Genomic DNA, 16034 nt, shown 5'->3' with positions numbered 1-16034 from the left:
TTGCCTTTTTATGTGAAAAGTATATATTTATACATATATAGAGAAGATATAGGCGGTGTACGAATATGGCTAAGTCTAAAGGGAAAAGTGAAATCCTCGAGTGGGTTAAAGCTTTAGTTATTGCAATAGTATTGGCAGCAATCATCCGATATTTCCTATTTGCACCTATATTGGTTGATGGTTTATCGATGATGCCAACCCTTCATAATGAAAATAGAATGGTAGTCAATAAAATGTCCTATAAAATCGGTGAACCTGAGCGATTTGATATAGTGGTATTTCACGCTACAGAAGAAAAAGATTACATTAAAAGAGTAATTGGCTTACCTGGAGATAAAATAGAATATAAAGATGATACTTTATATATTAATGGCAAGGCATATGAAGAGCCTTACCTGGATGAAGCCAAGGAACAAATGATTGAAGGACCTTTGACAGAACCATTTACACTGGAAGAAATTATTGGCCAGGAAACGGTTCCCGAGGGTGAAGTGTTTGTGATGGGGGATAATCGAAGATACTCGAAAGATAGCCGCCATATTGGAACGATCAAGCAAAGTGAGATTTTGGGCAAAACCAGTCTAGTGTACTGGCCGTTAAAAGAATTTAGAATTGTTGACTAATGACTGAAAAGGTGAAAGTATGACGATACAATGGTTTCCCGGGCATATGGCTAAAGCTCGGCGTGAAGTAACAGAAAAATTAAAGCTGGTAGACATAATATTTGAGCTAGTAGATGCTCGGCTTCCCCAATCATCTAGAAATCCTATGATTGATGAAATTATTCAGCATAAACCGCGGCTGGTGATTTTAAATAAGGCAGATATGGCAGATCAAAGTAAAACAAATCAATGGTTAGCCTATTTCGAAGCTAAGGGAATTAAAGCCGTAGCCGTAAATGCACATCAAGGGACAGGCTTGAAAAGTATTATGGCGGGAGCTCAAGAAGTTCTTAAAGAAAAAATAGAAAAGATGAAATCTAGAGGAATAAAACCACGTGCAATCCGTGCCATGATTGTCGGAATTCCCAATGTTGGGAAGTCTACATTAATAAATAGGCTTGCTGGAAAAAATATTGCCAAAACCGGTAATATGCCAGGTGTGACAAAAGCGCAGCAATGGATTAAAGTTGGTAAGGAGCTTGAACTATTGGACACTCCTGGTATCCTATGGCCGAAGTTTGAGGATCAGGAAGTCGGCTGTAAACTAGCTGTAACAGGAGCTATTAAGGATACCATTTTAAATCTTCATGATATTGCAATCTATGGATTGAAATTTTTGGAGAGGGAATATCCAGCGCGTTTGCTCGATGGGTATAAGCTTGAGGAAATTCCAGAAGAAATTGTGGAAGCCTTTGACCAAGTAGGGAAATTGCGAGGATGTTTAGCTAGCGGTGGCATAGTGGATTATGATAAAACTGCTGAATTGATTATAAGAGATATCCGTACACAAAAATTTGGAAGATTAACGTTTGAATCTCCATTTGAATTGGAATCTGATATATAATAAAAAACTAGAAGGCCCCCTTGTTTGGGGGTCTTTACATTTGTGTGCCAAAACCGATATTAATTAGGAAGGATAGCAGAAATGACGAATTCACTTACCATTTCAGAAATAAAAAATAAGCTTAAAGAGCTAGAAACCATCGAGGATCCGTTTGTTCAGGAATGCCGCAAGGATCAGCGTAAAGGCGTCCAGGTTGCCCTCTCAGGCTTTGAAAGAGCAATTGCCAGGAAAGTAGAGGAAAGACGCCATTTCGACTCCATATCGGTTTTTGAGAACCAACTAAGGGATGAAGGATATCAATATATAGTGGGCATAGACGAAGCAGGCAGAGGGCCGCTTGCTGGTCCTGTAGTAGCAGGGGCTGTGATTTTGCCTGAAAACTTTTATTTAGCCGGCCTTACTGACTCAAAGAAACTCTCTGCTGCAAAAAGAGAGCAATACTACGAGTACATACTGGAAAATGCGCTTGCGGTTGGGGTTGGCATTATACACAGTGAGGAAATCGACAAAATAAATATTTATGAAGCTGCCAAAAAGGCGATGCTTTCAGCAGTGAATCAGTTAAAAGTATTCCCGGAATATGCATTGATAGATGCTATGAAGTTAGATTTGCCTATACCACAGATGTCGCTGATTAAAGGGGATGCCAAGTCTATCTCTATTGCAGCTGCTTCAGTCATTGCCAAAGAAACGAGAGACAGACTTATGAAGGAATATGCAGAAATCTATCCACAATATGGATTTGATAAGCATATGGGGTATGGAACGAGCAGTCATTTAGAAGCTATCGAAAAGTATGGTCCGGTTGATTGGCACAGGATGACATTTGCTCCTTTAAAGAATAATTACTGATAAGAGAGGTGTGATTTTTTGCAGCCTGTCATAAATATAGATTCATGGATCAATAAACTGGCTTATAGCAAGGTATCAACAGGCTTCAGAGATGGCCAAATATTTGCTGGAAAAATCACGAAATTTTATCCTCATAATATGGCGGAAGTTCTCGTAAATGGAACAAAAATGATAGCGAAATTGGATGTATCAGTGGAAGCGCATGTGCGCCAATTATTTCAGGTCAGGCAAACAGAAAATGGTTTGATGCAATTAAAGGTATTGCCTTTTGGCAGTGGAATATCAAAGCCCGATTTGCCCGCTCAACTATTAAGTGCATTCCAGATAAAGGCATCAAGGGCGGGGGGAAATCTGGCTGAAATGGTGATTGCCAACCAGCTGGCTGTGACGAAAGATAGCTTTACCAGGGCTTTAAACTGGCTGAATTCAACAGGCGATCCATCGATAGGAATGCCAACCATTAAATTAGCGTACATGAACCAGCTTCCGATACATAAAACTGTGTTGGATGCTCTTTTATCACTGAAAACTGGAGAATCATTAACTAGTATGCTTGATTCCCTGACAAAATATCTTAAGACTTCCGACAATCTAGGTAAATATGCTCATATAATAAATAGATTAGAGGAATTTCTTCAGACAGGTAAGAGGGAAGCCTTTCAAGGGATAGCTATGTCTCTTATGGACGAGAATATGGAAATTTTTCAAAAGGCTGGGCTGATCCTTAAGGAAGGAGAGGTAATTTTATCGAATTCTAGTCATAATAGATTACAGGAATGGATAGAAAGGGTATTTAGTGGAAATAGCACACGTCCCCCTGAACTAACAGCAGAAGAATGGCAAAAGGTTCAGGAAAAAATTTTGAAAAGTGATCTGTTTAGTCATCTTGATAAGAATAACACCTTATATAAAGCGATAAACTCCATCATGCAATCACTAGGAATTAAGGATCAATCAAAACAGCCTGAGACAAGTATAGTAAAGGATACATTGATACAATTGACGGCCGAAAAAACACCCATCCAACTAAAAAAACAGGCTGAAGCCATTCTGACAAGGTTAGCCGCGTTTCAATTATTATCCCAGGAAACCGGACCACTGCAGAATGTATTTATGCAGATTCCAGTTCCCTTAACTTCGGTTAAAGGTGATTTGACATTGCAATGGACTGGTCGAAAACGAGAAGATGGGACAATTGATCCAGCATATTGCCGAATTGTATTTTATTTAGAGCTAGCCCACTTAAAAGAAACCGTTATTGATATGAATATCCAAAACCGGATCATTAGTTTAAAGATATGGACTGGGGAGAAAAAGGAGGCAAATATTGCTGCCAGTTCCCTGGTGACCATACTGAAGGAAAATTTAGAGGAGAAGGGGTATATTCTATCAACTGTAAAAATTGCTGATTTTTCGCAGGAGAAGTCTGTAAATTCTGAAATAAGTAAATCATATTATCCCTCTTTTGGGTATACCGGGGTTGATTATAAAATATGAAAAAAAGCAGAAAATCTGCCTCTGTTTTAAAATATGAGGAAAATCAGGATGTCTCCCCAAAATTAATAGCTAAGGGAAAAGGTATTGTAGCTGATCATATCTTAAAGGAAGCTGTAAAACATGAGATTCCTGTCCGAAAGGATCCTAGTCTTACAGAATTACTATCACAGCTTGAGATTAATCAATCGATTCCTGAGGAACTTTATCAGGCAGTTGCAGAGGTTTTTGCCTTTATATATAAGGTTGACCATAAAACTAGTAAATAATTTATAGAAAGGGTTTCCTAAGAGATAGAGAATTTCGCCATAGAATACCTGTGTATTGTGGACAGGTCTTTTAGTTTGAAAAATATGGGTAAATAAGGAGTGGGCGTGATCGATTTTTTTCTGTTTCTAATGATTATTTTCATTCTGGCAGCGAATTTAATTGCGTTCTTTGTTTTTAATAAAAAGCGCAATTTGTATCTAGCTGCATTAGTCACTTTATTATTGGCCGGTGTGTTTGGTTTAGTCGCTGGAATGTTAGCCGTCTGGCTGATAGAAGATGGATTTGCGTTCTTTTACGGATTTAACATAGCAGCTATTTTGCTGTGGAATAGTATCGCCGTCTTTTTGATTGCCATCATCGTTTCGCTTGTTAAATTGTATCGAAAACAAACCTAATGGATATAGCTCCTGAAGTTGGGATGAAGCGAAAAGCTAAAAAGAAAAGTTGTGAGATTTTGAGGGAGTAGTGGATAGAATTATCTTCTATTACTATAGTAACTTATCCGAAGAAGTTTTCTACGGAATGCCAAAATATATATCTTTTTTGAAGGCTGAAAATGATGATTTCAGCCTTTCTTTTAGTATGCTTTCTTTATCATTTTATGTAATAAGTGTAAAAAAATTACTGATATTTGGTGAAATCGCTTTAAATTATTGGACTTTGAATACTAGTTTTAATACAATGAAAACGCAATATATTTTTTATAGTCTGAAAGTTTTGATGGGAGGATAAGAAATGAATATCCATGAGTATCAAGGTAAAGAGATCCTCAGACAATACGGGGTAAATGTTCCAAATGGAAAAGTCGCTTTTTCTGTTGAGGAAGCAGTTAACGCAGCAAGTGAACTTGGAACTGCGGTTACTGTTGTGAAAGCTCAAATCCATGCGGGTGGAAGAGGGAAAGCTGGCGGTGTCAAGGTTGCCAAATCGCTGGATGAGGTTCGTACATATGCTGGTGAAATACTCGGCAAAGTATTGGTAACGCATCAAACGGGTCCGGATGGTAAAGAAGTAAAACGCTTACTTATTGAAGAAGGCTGTGACATCAAGAAAGAATATTATGTTGGGCTTGTTCTTGATAGAGCAACTTCAAGAGTTGTGTTAATGGCTTCTGAAGAGGGCGGAACAGAAATAGAAGAAGTTGCTGAAAAGACACCGGAAAAAATCTTCAAGGAAGTTATTGATCCTGTAATCGGATTAACACCATTCCAAGCTAGAAGAATAGCTTTTAATATTAATATACCAAATGAATTAATCAACAAAGCAGCTAAATTTATGACTAGTCTTTACACGGCATTTATTGAAAAAGACTGTTCTATTGCTGAAATCAATCCTTTGGTCGTTACAGGCGACGGAGAAGTGATGGCTTTGGATGCTAAGTTGAATTTTGACGAAAATGCGCTTTATCGCCACAAGGATATTGTCGCTTATCGAGATCTTGAGGAAGAAGACCCAAAAGAAATCGAAGCTTCCAAATACGACCTAAGCTATATATCTCTTGATGGCAATATCGGCTGTATGGTTAATGGAGCAGGACTTGCGATGTCAACAATGGATATTATTAATCACTATGGTGGCACTCCTGCCAACTTCCTGGATGTTGGGGGCAGTGCAACGGCTGAAAAAGTTACGGAAGCATTTAAGATTATCCTTTCAGACAGCCATGTTAAGGGGATTTTTGTAAATATATTTGGCGGCATAATGAAATGTGATGTTATTGCTGAGGGTGTTGTTGAAGCAGCTAAACAGGTTAGCTTACAGGTACCGCTGGTCGTACGCCTAGAAGGTACGAATGTAGACCTTGGTAAAAAGATATTAGAGGAATCCGGTATTAATGTCACAGCTGCAGAATCAATGGCTGATGGTGCACAAAAAATCGTTTCGTTAATAGGCTAAGACTGGAGGATATATGAAATGAGCGTATTTGTTAATAAAGATTCAAAAGTGATTGTACAAGGTATTACAGGATCTACAGCCCGTTTTCATACGAAGCAAATGTTAGAATACGGCACGAATATTGTGGGCGGTGTAACACCTGGTAAAGGCGGCGCTGAGGCTGAAGGTGTTCCTGTCTTCAATACCGTAATTGAAGCAAAAGAAGCAACAGGTGCCAATGTATCAGTTATCTATGTACCAGCTCCTTTTGCTGCAGATTCCATTCTTGAAGCAGTTGATGCAGAGCTTGATCTCGTCATCTGTATTACAGAGCATATCCCTGTATTGGACATGGTAAAAGTAAAACGTTATATGGAAGGGAAGAAAACACGTCTAATCGGGCCGAACTGTCCGGGCGTTATTACTCCTGAAGAATGTAAGGTAGGGATCATGCCTGGTTATATCCACAGAAAAGGGCATATTGGCGTTGTTTCTCGCTCGGGTACATTAACCTATGAAGCGGTGCATCAATTAACTCAGGCGGGCTTTGGACAGTCATCAGCAGTTGGTATTGGTGGCGACCCTGTCAATGGAACTGATTTCATCGACGTTTTAAAAGCTTTTAATGAAGATCCTGAAACGTATGCGGTGATTATGATCGGTGAAATAGGTGGTACAGCGGAAGAAGAAGCAGCCCAATGGGTGAAAGAAAATATGACAAAACCGGTTACCGGATTTATCGGAGGCCGTACTGCTCCTCCAGGGAAACGAATGGGCCATGCAGGCGCCATTATTTCCGGTGGAAAAGGAACAGCCGATGAGAAAATTCGTGTGTTGAATGAATGCGGTATAAAAGTGGCGGAAACTCCGGCTATAATGGGTGAAACGATGCTAAGCGTATTAAAAGAAAAAGGGCTATACGATAAATGTAAAACGCATTAATAATAAGACAAGCCTCCCCTTATCCTTTTTAAGGGGAGCGTCTTTATATATTAAATATTAAGAGGTGAAGCTGTTATGGATGAATGGAAGAATAGGCTTGTGCACCTGGATCATTGTCGGGGTATGAGTTGGAAAGCTAAATTTCGCATATTGAAAGATGATCCGAACCTTCAGAAGATGTATGATCAGCCCTACCGTTATTGGGTGGAAACATTGGAGTTACCCTCGTCAAAAATCTCCTTATTCATGAAAGACCTCCACAATGAAGATCTTCAAAAAATGCCTTCTATATATGAGAAAAACCACATCCGTTGTATAACATTCCTCGATGACCTATATCCCGGACAACTTTCTGTTATTTATCAACAACCATGGATTTTATATTGCAAAGGAAATCTTGAACTCTTGCATAATTCAAGGATATTAGCCATAATAGGTAGCCGTGCCCCTACTGAATACGGAAAAAAGATGGTTAACTATCTAATTCCCGATTTAGTTAAGGCGGATGTATGTATTGCAAGTGGATTAGCAAGAGGGATCGATTCACATGCACAAATTAAAGCTCTCCAAAGCGGTGGAAAGGTTATAGCTGTTATTGGTGGTGGGCTTTTTAATATTTACCCAAAGGAAAATACAGCACTTGCTGAATTAATTATGAAAAATGGTGTAGTATTGTCTGAATATCCACCCATCATGAAACCGGAACCCTGGCATTTTCCTATGAGAAACAGAATTATTAGTGGTTTATCACGGGCGATACTAGTGGTAGAGGGAAAACAAAGAAGTGGGACATTTATCACAATCCAGCATGGATTAGAACAGGGTAAAGATATCTATGCGGTACCGGGAAGTGTGTTTTCTGAACTGTCTGCAGGTCCGCATGAACTGATTAAAGAGGGTGCCAAATTAATCAATCATGCGAATGACATTCTCTATGAGTGGTGACATTAAACAGAGCTTCGGGACATGATGGATGAAGATTACCATTTTGTTAGTTAGGCTATTTTAAAACTCTTTAAGTTGCAAAATTATAATTTCTGTTATACATTGTGCTTCAGACAAGGTTTTTTGGTCAGGGTAATTATTCAGATTATATTGATTGTTGTTAATAGTAAAAAAATCATTAGAACATACCATTGACAGAAGTAAATCTAAACCTTCATAATCATACATGCATGAATATAGAGAATGATACCCTCTTAAGGAGGAAAGAAATGGCGGATTATTTAGTTATAGTGGAATCGCCTGCTAAAGCGAAAACCATTGAAAAATATTTAGGAAAAAAATATAAAGTGAAAGCATCCATGGGCCATGTACGTGATTTACCGAAGAGCCAGATGGGTGTAGATTTTGAACACAATTATCAATTGAAATATATCACCATTCGCGGTAAAGGTGATGTACTAAAAGATTTAAAGACAGCCGCAAAAAAAGCTAAGAAAGTCTATCTCGCGGCTGACCCCGACAGAGAAGGGGAAGCAATCGCGTGGCATTTAGCTCATAGTCTCGGTGTGGATGTAAGCTCTGATTGCCGTGTCGTATTTAATGAAATAACAAAAGACGCAATTAAAGAGTCATTTAAACATCCAAGGCCTATTAAAATGAATCTGGTAGATGCACAGCAAGCGAGAAGAGTATTAGACCGTATTGTGGGATACAGCATAAGCCCAATTCTATGGAAAAAAATAAAAAAAGGCCTAAGTGCCGGACGTGTTCAATCCGTTGCTGTACGTCTAATTATCGATCGTGAAAAAGAAATAGCGGCATTTGAACCGGAAGAGTATTGGTCCATTAATGGATCGTTTCTGAAAGGCAAGAAGGATTTTGAAGCTAACTTTCAATCTTTGAATGGCAAGAAAGTTCCGTTGCAATCCAAAGACGATGTAAATAATATACTTTCAAAATTAAATGGAAACGAATTCTTAGTACAATCGGTAACGAAGAAGGAGCGAAAACGTAATCCAGCTCCTCCGTTTACAACATCATCCCTGCAACAGGAAGCAGCTCGTAAACTTAATTTCAGAGCAAAGAAAACCATGATGATTGCTCAGCAACTGTATGAAGGTATTGAGATTGGCAAAGAAGGAACTGTGGGTCTGATTACGTATATGAGAACGGACTCTACCAGGATTTCAGAAACTGCTCAAAAAGAAGCAAGCGGATGGATTACATCTCAGTTTGGGGAAGAGTACTTACCAAAGACCCAAAGGAAGGATAAGCAAACATCTGGAGCACAGGATGCCCATGAGGCAGTAAGGCCGACCGGGGTGATCAGGGAACCTTCTATGATGAAGCAATATCTCTCCAGGGACCAATACCGCTTATATAAATTAATATGGGAACGATTTGTTGCCAGCCAGATGGCGCCTGCCATTATGGACACGATGGCCGTAGATTTAAAAAACGGTGATGTCGTATTCAGAGCAAATGGGTCAAAAGTAAAATTTGCCGGTTTTATGAAAGTATATATTGAAGGCAATGATGATAATAATGAAGAAAAGGAAAATTTACTGCCAGATCTGAAAGAAGGGGATGTTGTATTTTCGAAGGACATCGAGTCAAATCAACATTTTACTCAGCCGCCTCCTCGTTATACAGAAGCAAGGCTGGTTAAAACCCTTGAGGAATTAGGCATTGGCAGACCATCAACCTATGCGCCAACACTTGACACTATCCAAAAGAGAGGCTATGTAGCTCTAGATAATAAGCGCTTTGTTCCGACAGAGCTTGGCGAGATTATTATTGAAGTTATGAGTGAATTCTTCCCTGACATCCTGGACGTAGAATTCACAGCTAAAATGGAAAACGAACTGGATAATGTAGAAGATGGTGAAGTTGAATGGGTTAATATTATCGATCATTTCTACAAAGAGTTCGAAAAGGATTTAGCCAAGGCTGAAGAAGAGATGAAAGAAATCGAAATAAAGGATGAACCAACAGGCGAATCATGTGAGGAATGTGGATCGGCGATGGTGTATAAAATGGGACGTTACGGAAAATTTGCTGCATGCAGTAATTTCCCGGATTGCCGGAATACCAAGCCGATTGTCAAAGAAATCGGTGTGAAATGTCCTAAATGTCATGAAGGCAATATCGTTGAACGAAAAAGCAAAAAACGCCGCATCTTTTATGGCTGTGATCGTTACCCGGCCTGTGAATTCATTTCTTGGGATAAGCCAATACAGCGACCTTGTCCAAAATGTCAAGGACCGTTAGTTGAGAAAAAACTTAAAAAAGGCATTCAAGTTACATGTCTTGATTGCAATTATAAGGAAGAACCACAAAGTTAAAGGAAGGAAGAGCTGAGGCTCTTCCTTCTTAAATCTCAATAAAATACGTGAAATATCCTGAAACTTTTTAATAACAGATACGTATGACTTATAAAACATATTGTTTTTAAATGTGTTACATGATATAACGATTTACGTAATAAATATAGCTGGAGGGTATACATAATGCAAAGAGTAATAGTAGTAGGTGCCGGATTAGCTGGCAGCGAAGCGGCCTGGCAATTGGCCGAGAGAGGCATACAGGTTGATTTATATGAGATGAGACCTGTGAAACAAACTCCGGCACATCATACAGATAAGTTCGCTGAATTGGTTTGCAGCAATTCTTTGCGAGCAAATACTTTAACCAATGCGGTTGGAGTATTGAAAGAGGAAATGCGTCAATTAAACTCACTTATTATTGATTCTGCAGATCACTGTTCTGTACCGGCTGGAGGAGCACTGGCTGTTGACCGCCATGAGTTTGCAGGCAGAGTAACAGAAACATTAAGAAATCATCCAAATGTAACGATTCATAATGAGGAATTAACGGAAATACCAAAAGATGAGATAACGATTATTGCGACGGGGCCTCTTACCAGTGAATTATTATCACGTGAAATCAGCCAATTAACAGGAGAGGACTATTTTTATTTTTATGATGCGGCTGCACCGATTATTGAAAAAGACAGTATTGATTTAGACAAAGTTTATTTGAAATCACGCTATGATAAAGGGGAAGCAGCTTATTTAAATTGCCCAATGACTGAAGAGGAATTTAATACTTTTTATGACGCGCTAATTGAAGCAGAAACTGTTCCGTTAAAAGAGTTTGAAAAGGAAATTTTCTTTGAAGGATGCATGCCTATTGAAGTGATGGCAAAGCGAGGAAAGAAAACCATGCTGTTTGGCCCGATGAAGCCGGTTGGCCTAGAAGATCCTAAAACGGGAAAACGACCGTATGCAGTTGTGCAGCTTCGTCAGGATGATGCAGCTGGAACATTGTATAATATTGTTGGCTTCCAAACTCATTTAAAATGGGGCCCGCAAAAAGAAGTGATTAGATTAATTCCAGGTCTGGAAAATGCTGAAATTGTAAGATATGGTGTTATGCACAGAAATACCTTTATCAATTCGCCTAAAGTGCTGGAAGCTACATATCAGCTAAAAGAAAAGCCTAATTTATTCTTCGCAGGTCAAATGACAGGTGTAGAGGGATATGTAGAATCGGCAGCGTCAGGCTTAATTGCAGGTATTAATGCAGCTCGGATGGCTTCAGGACAGGAACCATTAACCTTCCCTCAGGAAACAGCAATGGGAAGCATGGCTCACTATATCACCTCAACTAATTCCAAAAACTTCCAACCTATGAATGCTAATTTTGGCTTATTCCCGGATTTAGGAAGGAAAATTAAATCCAAACAAGAACGAGCTGAAGCTCACGCTGAACGTGCTTTACAAACAATTCGGAACTTTTTGAATAGTTTGTAAAATAATTGCAAGGGTTACTATTATATGTTAGTATTTAGTAGCCCTTGATAAGGAGTGACTTTTTTGAATAATGGAACTTCTTTAGAATTTTATATAAAGTATTTACAAATCGAAAAAAACTATTCAAAATATACTATTGCATATTACAAACAGGATATAGAGGAATTTTTCTTGTTCATGAGTGAACAAGTTATTTCCAGTTTGAAAACAGTCACATATCCCGATGCTCGATTATATGTTACGAATCTCACTGAACGTAATTTGTCTAAAAGAAGTATCAGCAGGAAAATATCTTGCTTACGATCGTTTTATAAGTTTCTCATGAGGGAAAATATGGTGGATGAAAATCCATTTGCAATGCTTTCATTGCCAAAAAAGGAACAGAGGCTGCCTAGGTTTATGTATGAAGAAGAGATGGAAGCGATATTTTCAGCTATCGATCATACTTCGACCATAGGAAAGCGGGACTTGGCTATATTAGAACTTTTGTATGCCACAGGTATGAGGGTAAGTGAATGTTGCAGTGTGGAACTGGGGGATTTGGATTTTTCTCTTATGACTGTTCTTGCTCATGGGAAGGGGAAGAAGGATCGTTATATTCCTTTTGGTGAACATGCTAAAAAAGCATTGCAGGAATATATTGAAGGACCCAGAAATGAATTGATACAAAAATCTTCACAACAGCACACGTTTCTGTTTGTTAACCAAAGAGGTAACCCTTTAACTCCAAGGGGTGTTCGGTATATTTTAACGAATATTATAGATAAAGCTTCCGTTAATAAACATCTATATCCACATATGCTGCGGCATAGTTTTGCGACACACCTATTAAATAGCGGTGCGGATATACGCTCTGTACAGGAACTTCTCGGTCATTCCTCCATACAGGCGACGCAGGTTTATACGCATGTCAGTAAGGAAAGACTAAGAGAAGTTTATAGAAACAGCCATCCGAGAGCTTAAAGATATTTGCCTTAATTTTAGTAAGGGAGAGTTGTATTATGGAACAATTTCATGCTACTACCATTTTTGCAGTGCAACATAATGGGGAATGTGCTATGGCTGGTGATGGTCAGGTAACAATGGGAAATGCCGTTGTAATGAAACACACTGCAAAAAAAGTGAGAAAATTATTTAATGGAAAAGTGTTAGCCGGTTTTGCAGGCTCAGTTGCGGATGCTTTTTCATTATTTGAAATGTTCGAGAATAAGTTACATGAATATAATGGAAACTTACAGCGTGCAGCGGTTGAACTTGCTAAATCCTGGAGAAGCGATAAAGTTTTACGTAAGCTTGAAGCTATGTTAATCGTAATGGATACCAATCATATGCTGCTGATTTCAGGTACCGGAGAAGTGATTGAGCCTGATGATGGTATATTGGCGATTGGTTCCGGTGGGAATTATGCGCTGGCCGCTGGACGTGCCCTGAAACGTTTTTCCGGTGAAAATATGACAGCCCGAGAAATTGCTCATGCTTCGTTAACAATTGCATCTGAAATTTGTGTATATACGAATTCTAATATTATTTTGGAAGAGCTATGAACAAAGGAGGGTCATAATGAAACAGGACATCAAAAATCTAACACCGAGACAAATAGTTGAGAAATTGGATCAATACATAATTGGGCAAGCGGATGCTAAAAGAGCAGTCGCTATAGCATTAAGAAATAGGTATCGACGCGGTCTCTTAAAAGAAAACATGCGTGATGAGGTTGTACCGAAAAATATCCTTATGATTGGACCGACTGGTGTTGGGAAAACTGAGATAGCTCGTCGAATTGCTAAAATTGTTAAAGCCCCTTTTATTAAAGTGGAAGCAACAAAATTCACAGAAGTTGGCTATGTCGGACGTGATGTAGAAAGCATGGTGCGTGATTTAGCTGAAACTTCTGTTAGACTTGTAAAAGAAGAAAGAATGCTGGAAGTGAAGGATAAAGCATTAGAAAATGCTAACAATCGAATTGTAGAATTGTTAGTACCTTCAGGCAAAAAGTCGTCTTCCTTTAAAAATCCTTTCGAGATGATATTCGGCGGTTCAGGTGATACTTCCAATCCATCTGATCAAGATAATCAGGAAGATGAAAGAAATATATATGAAAAACGCAGATTAATCAAAGAGCGTTTATTAAAAGGTGAGTTAGAAGAAGAAGTAATTACTGTAGAGGTAGAAGAACAGCCCCCATCTATGTTTGATATGCTTCAGGGATCCGGTATGGAACAAATGGGTATGAATATGCAGGATGCATTCAGTAATCTAATGCCTAAAAAGCAGAAAAAACGAAAACTAGCTATTAAAGATGCACGTAAGGTATTGGCAAATGAAGAAGCGCAAAAATTGATTGATATGGATGAGGTAACACAGGTAGCTATTGAACGAGCTGAACAGACTGGTATCATCTTTATTGATGAAATCGATAAAATAGCGAGTAAGAGCGGCGGTGCCTCTTCAGCAGACGTATCGAGAGAGGGAGTCCAAAGAGATATTCTTCCTGTTGTTGAAGGTTCGACAGTCGTAACGAAATACGGTACTGTTAAAACGGATCACGTGTTATTTATTGCTGCAGGTGCTTTCCATATTGCAAAGCCTTCTGACCTTATTCCTGAACTGCAAGGTCGTTTTCCAATCAGAGTAGAACTTAAAAAATTATCTGTGGATGATTTTTATAAAGTGTTAATAGAACCTGACAATGCTTTGATTAAACAATATATAGCATTATTAGAAACAGAAGGTATAGAAATTGAATTTTCAGACGAAGCTATTCGTAGGATAGCCGAGGTTGCCTTTGAAGTGAACCAAAACACGGATAACATTGGAGCAAGAAGATTACATACTATTATGGAAAAGCTTTTAGAGGACTTATCATTTGAAGCTCCTGAAATTTCTATGGGGCATATTATGATTACCCCTAAGTATGTGGATGAAAAACTGGGCGCAATATCTAAAAATAAAGACTTAAGTGAGTTTATATTATAAGTAGTTTGATGTTTCAGATTATTGCTCAAGGGTACAACTAATTAGTTACATTTTACTCTTTTCCATTATCCTGTTCACTCAATAAACTTGATAAATATCCATAAAAGAAGACATTATAGGAGGAAGTAAACAATGGATTTACTGAATAAAACAAGAAAAATAAACTCGATGCTGCAACAAACAGGCGGAAAGCAAGTTAATTTTAAAGAAATGGCTGAAAGCTTAAGCGAAGTAATTCAGGCGAATATCTTCGTAGTTAGCCGCAGAGGAAAATTACTTGGTTTTCAAATAAACCAACAAATTGAAAATGAGCGTATGAAAAAAATGCTCGAAGATCGTCAATTTCCTGAAGAGTATACAAATAATCTTTTCAATATTAAAGAAACATCTTCCAATCTTGATGTTGAAAGCGAATATACAGCTTTCCCTGTAGAAAACAAAGAATTATTCAAATCAGGCTGGACTACAATTATTCCTATCGTAGGCGGCGGTGAGCGCCTTGGTACATTAATTCTTTCCCGTGTAGAACAAAAATTCGCTGACGATGATTTGATTCTAGGTGAATACGGTGCTACTGTTGTTGGAATGGAAATTTTGCGTGAAAAGGCAGAAGAGATTGAAGAGGAAGCTAGAAGCAAGGCTGTTGTTCAAATGGCTATCAGTTCATTATCTTACAGTGAATTAGAAGCTATTGAGCATATCTTTGAAGAATTAAAAGGTAATGAAGGTTTATTGGTTGCTTCCAAAATAGCTGACCGAGTAGGAATTACGCGTTCTGTTATTGTTAACGCATTAAGAAAGTTAGAAAGTGCCGGTGTTATCGAATCTCGCTCTTTAGGTATGAAAGGTACTTATATCAAAGTATTGAATGCTAAATTCTTAAACGAGCTTGAAGGATTAAAACGCTAATACAGCAAATAGATAGACCGAAGTCAAAAAGTGACTTCGGTTTTTTTGTTACTGGATAAAAGAAGTCGGTTGGACGTAATTAACATCACTACAATTAACGTAAGATGTTGATAGTAATGTTATTGCACTCTTATTACTTAATAATGGGAAATCAATGAAGGGTTTTCAAACTAACTTTATTTACTTCTATAAGTAATGAAAAAAAACGAACTCCTAAAAATGGGTTCGTTTTTTTGTTAGTTGAAATTTGAACAAAATGAGAAAATAGCCAGATAAATTCAAAAATAAACCATAAAAAATAAAAAAAGTTAATTTTTCTTGGTCAAAATAGGACTATTGTACTTATCATTTTATGTTAATTTTCTTTAATATAAATTATGACAAATAATTTATAAATGTGACTATTTTGTCTTATTTATACTTAAAATAAAGAAATATGTAATATTACTC

15 protein-coding genes are annotated in these 16034 nt (G+C 38.0%); all 15 read left to right on the top strand.

Translation table 11 applies throughout. The annotated features are described in order from the left end of the window. The first annotated feature begins 65 nt into the window (after positions 1 to 65). The 15 genes from lepB to codY all read left to right on the top strand — a co-directional run bounded on the left by lepB (position 66) and on the right by codY (position 15584). Positions 66 to 623, top strand: a complete 558-nt coding sequence (gene lepB / locus FHY45_RS01825) for a signal peptidase I (RefSeq protein ID WP_066100505.1) — start codon at positions 66 to 68, stop codon at positions 621 to 623. Positions 624 to 642: 19 nt separating this feature from the next. Further along, positions 643 to 1506: a ribosome biogenesis GTPase YlqF gene (gene ylqF, locus FHY45_RS01820; RefSeq protein WP_139891262.1), complete on the top strand. Its 864-nt coding sequence runs from the start codon at positions 643 to 645 to the stop codon at positions 1504 to 1506. 81 nt (positions 1507 to 1587) lie between these two features. Beyond that, positions 1588 to 2358, top strand: a complete 771-nt coding sequence (locus FHY45_RS01815) for a ribonuclease HII (protein ID WP_066100499.1) — start codon at positions 1588 to 1590, stop codon at positions 2356 to 2358. 18 nt (positions 2359 to 2376) lie between these two features. Then, positions 2377 to 3855: a hypothetical protein gene (locus tag FHY45_RS01810; protein ID WP_139891261.1), complete on the top strand. Its 1479-nt coding sequence runs from the start codon at positions 2377 to 2379 to the stop codon at positions 3853 to 3855. Beyond that, positions 3852 to 4121 (top strand): EscU/YscU/HrcU family type III secretion system export apparatus switch protein, encoded by a 270-nt coding sequence (locus tag FHY45_RS01805; RefSeq protein ID WP_139891260.1) that lies wholly within the window; start codon positions 3852 to 3854, stop codon positions 4119 to 4121. Before FHY45_RS01810 ends, FHY45_RS01805 begins: the two co-directional genes overlap by 4 nt. 105 nt (positions 4122 to 4226) lie before the next feature. Further along, a complete protein-coding gene (locus FHY45_RS01800) occupies positions 4227 to 4517 on the top strand; it encodes a hypothetical protein (RefSeq protein ID WP_066100479.1) in 291 nt (96 codons plus the stop codon). A gap of 340 nt (positions 4518 to 4857) precedes the next feature. Further along, a complete protein-coding gene (gene sucC / locus FHY45_RS01795) occupies positions 4858 to 6018 on the top strand; it encodes an ADP-forming succinate--CoA ligase subunit beta (RefSeq protein ID WP_139891259.1) in 1161 nt (386 codons plus the stop codon). Between the two features lie 18 nt (positions 6019 to 6036). Further along, complete coding sequence (gene sucD, locus FHY45_RS01790) at positions 6037 to 6939, top strand: succinate--CoA ligase subunit alpha (RefSeq protein ID WP_139891258.1); 903 nt, start codon at positions 6037 to 6039, stop codon at positions 6937 to 6939. A 75-nt stretch (positions 6940 to 7014) separates the two neighbouring features. Next, a complete protein-coding gene (gene dprA / locus FHY45_RS01785; RefSeq protein ID WP_066100468.1) occupies positions 7015 to 7884 on the top strand; it encodes a DNA-processing protein DprA in 870 nt (289 codons plus the stop codon). A 269-nt stretch (positions 7885 to 8153) separates the two neighbouring features. Next, entirely contained in the window at positions 8154 to 10229 is a 2076-nt protein-coding gene (gene topA / locus FHY45_RS01780) for a type I DNA topoisomerase (protein WP_066100462.1), read from the top strand. Positions 10230 to 10394: 165 nt separating this feature from the next. Continuing rightward, positions 10395 to 11699, top strand: coding sequence for an FADH(2)-oxidizing methylenetetrahydrofolate--tRNA-(uracil(54)-C(5))-methyltransferase TrmFO (gene trmFO, locus FHY45_RS01775; protein ID WP_139891257.1), 1305 nt, complete (start codon positions 10395 to 10397; stop codon positions 11697 to 11699). Positions 11700 to 11762: 63 nt separating this feature from the next. Next, positions 11763 to 12662, top strand: coding sequence for a tyrosine recombinase XerC (gene xerC / locus FHY45_RS01770; protein WP_066100455.1), 900 nt, complete (start codon positions 11763 to 11765; stop codon positions 12660 to 12662). A gap of 38 nt (positions 12663 to 12700) precedes the next feature. Continuing rightward, entirely contained in the window at positions 12701 to 13243 is a 543-nt protein-coding gene (gene hslV, locus FHY45_RS01765) for an ATP-dependent protease subunit HslV (protein WP_066100452.1), read from the top strand. Positions 13244 to 13259: 16 nt separating this feature from the next. Next, complete coding sequence (hslU, locus tag FHY45_RS01760; RefSeq protein ID WP_066100449.1) at positions 13260 to 14675, top strand: ATP-dependent protease ATPase subunit HslU; 1416 nt, start codon at positions 13260 to 13262, stop codon at positions 14673 to 14675. 132 nt (positions 14676 to 14807) lie between these two features. Beyond that, complete coding sequence (codY, locus tag FHY45_RS01755) at positions 14808 to 15584, top strand: GTP-sensing pleiotropic transcriptional regulator CodY (protein ID WP_066100446.1); 777 nt, start codon at positions 14808 to 14810, stop codon at positions 15582 to 15584. The last annotated feature ends 450 nt before the right edge of the window (positions 15585 to 16034 follow it).

The organism is Bacillus sp. D386 (assembly GCF_006346415.1).
Note: the sequence above shows the minus strand (reverse complement) of the source record. Positions and strands in the feature narration are given on the sequence as shown.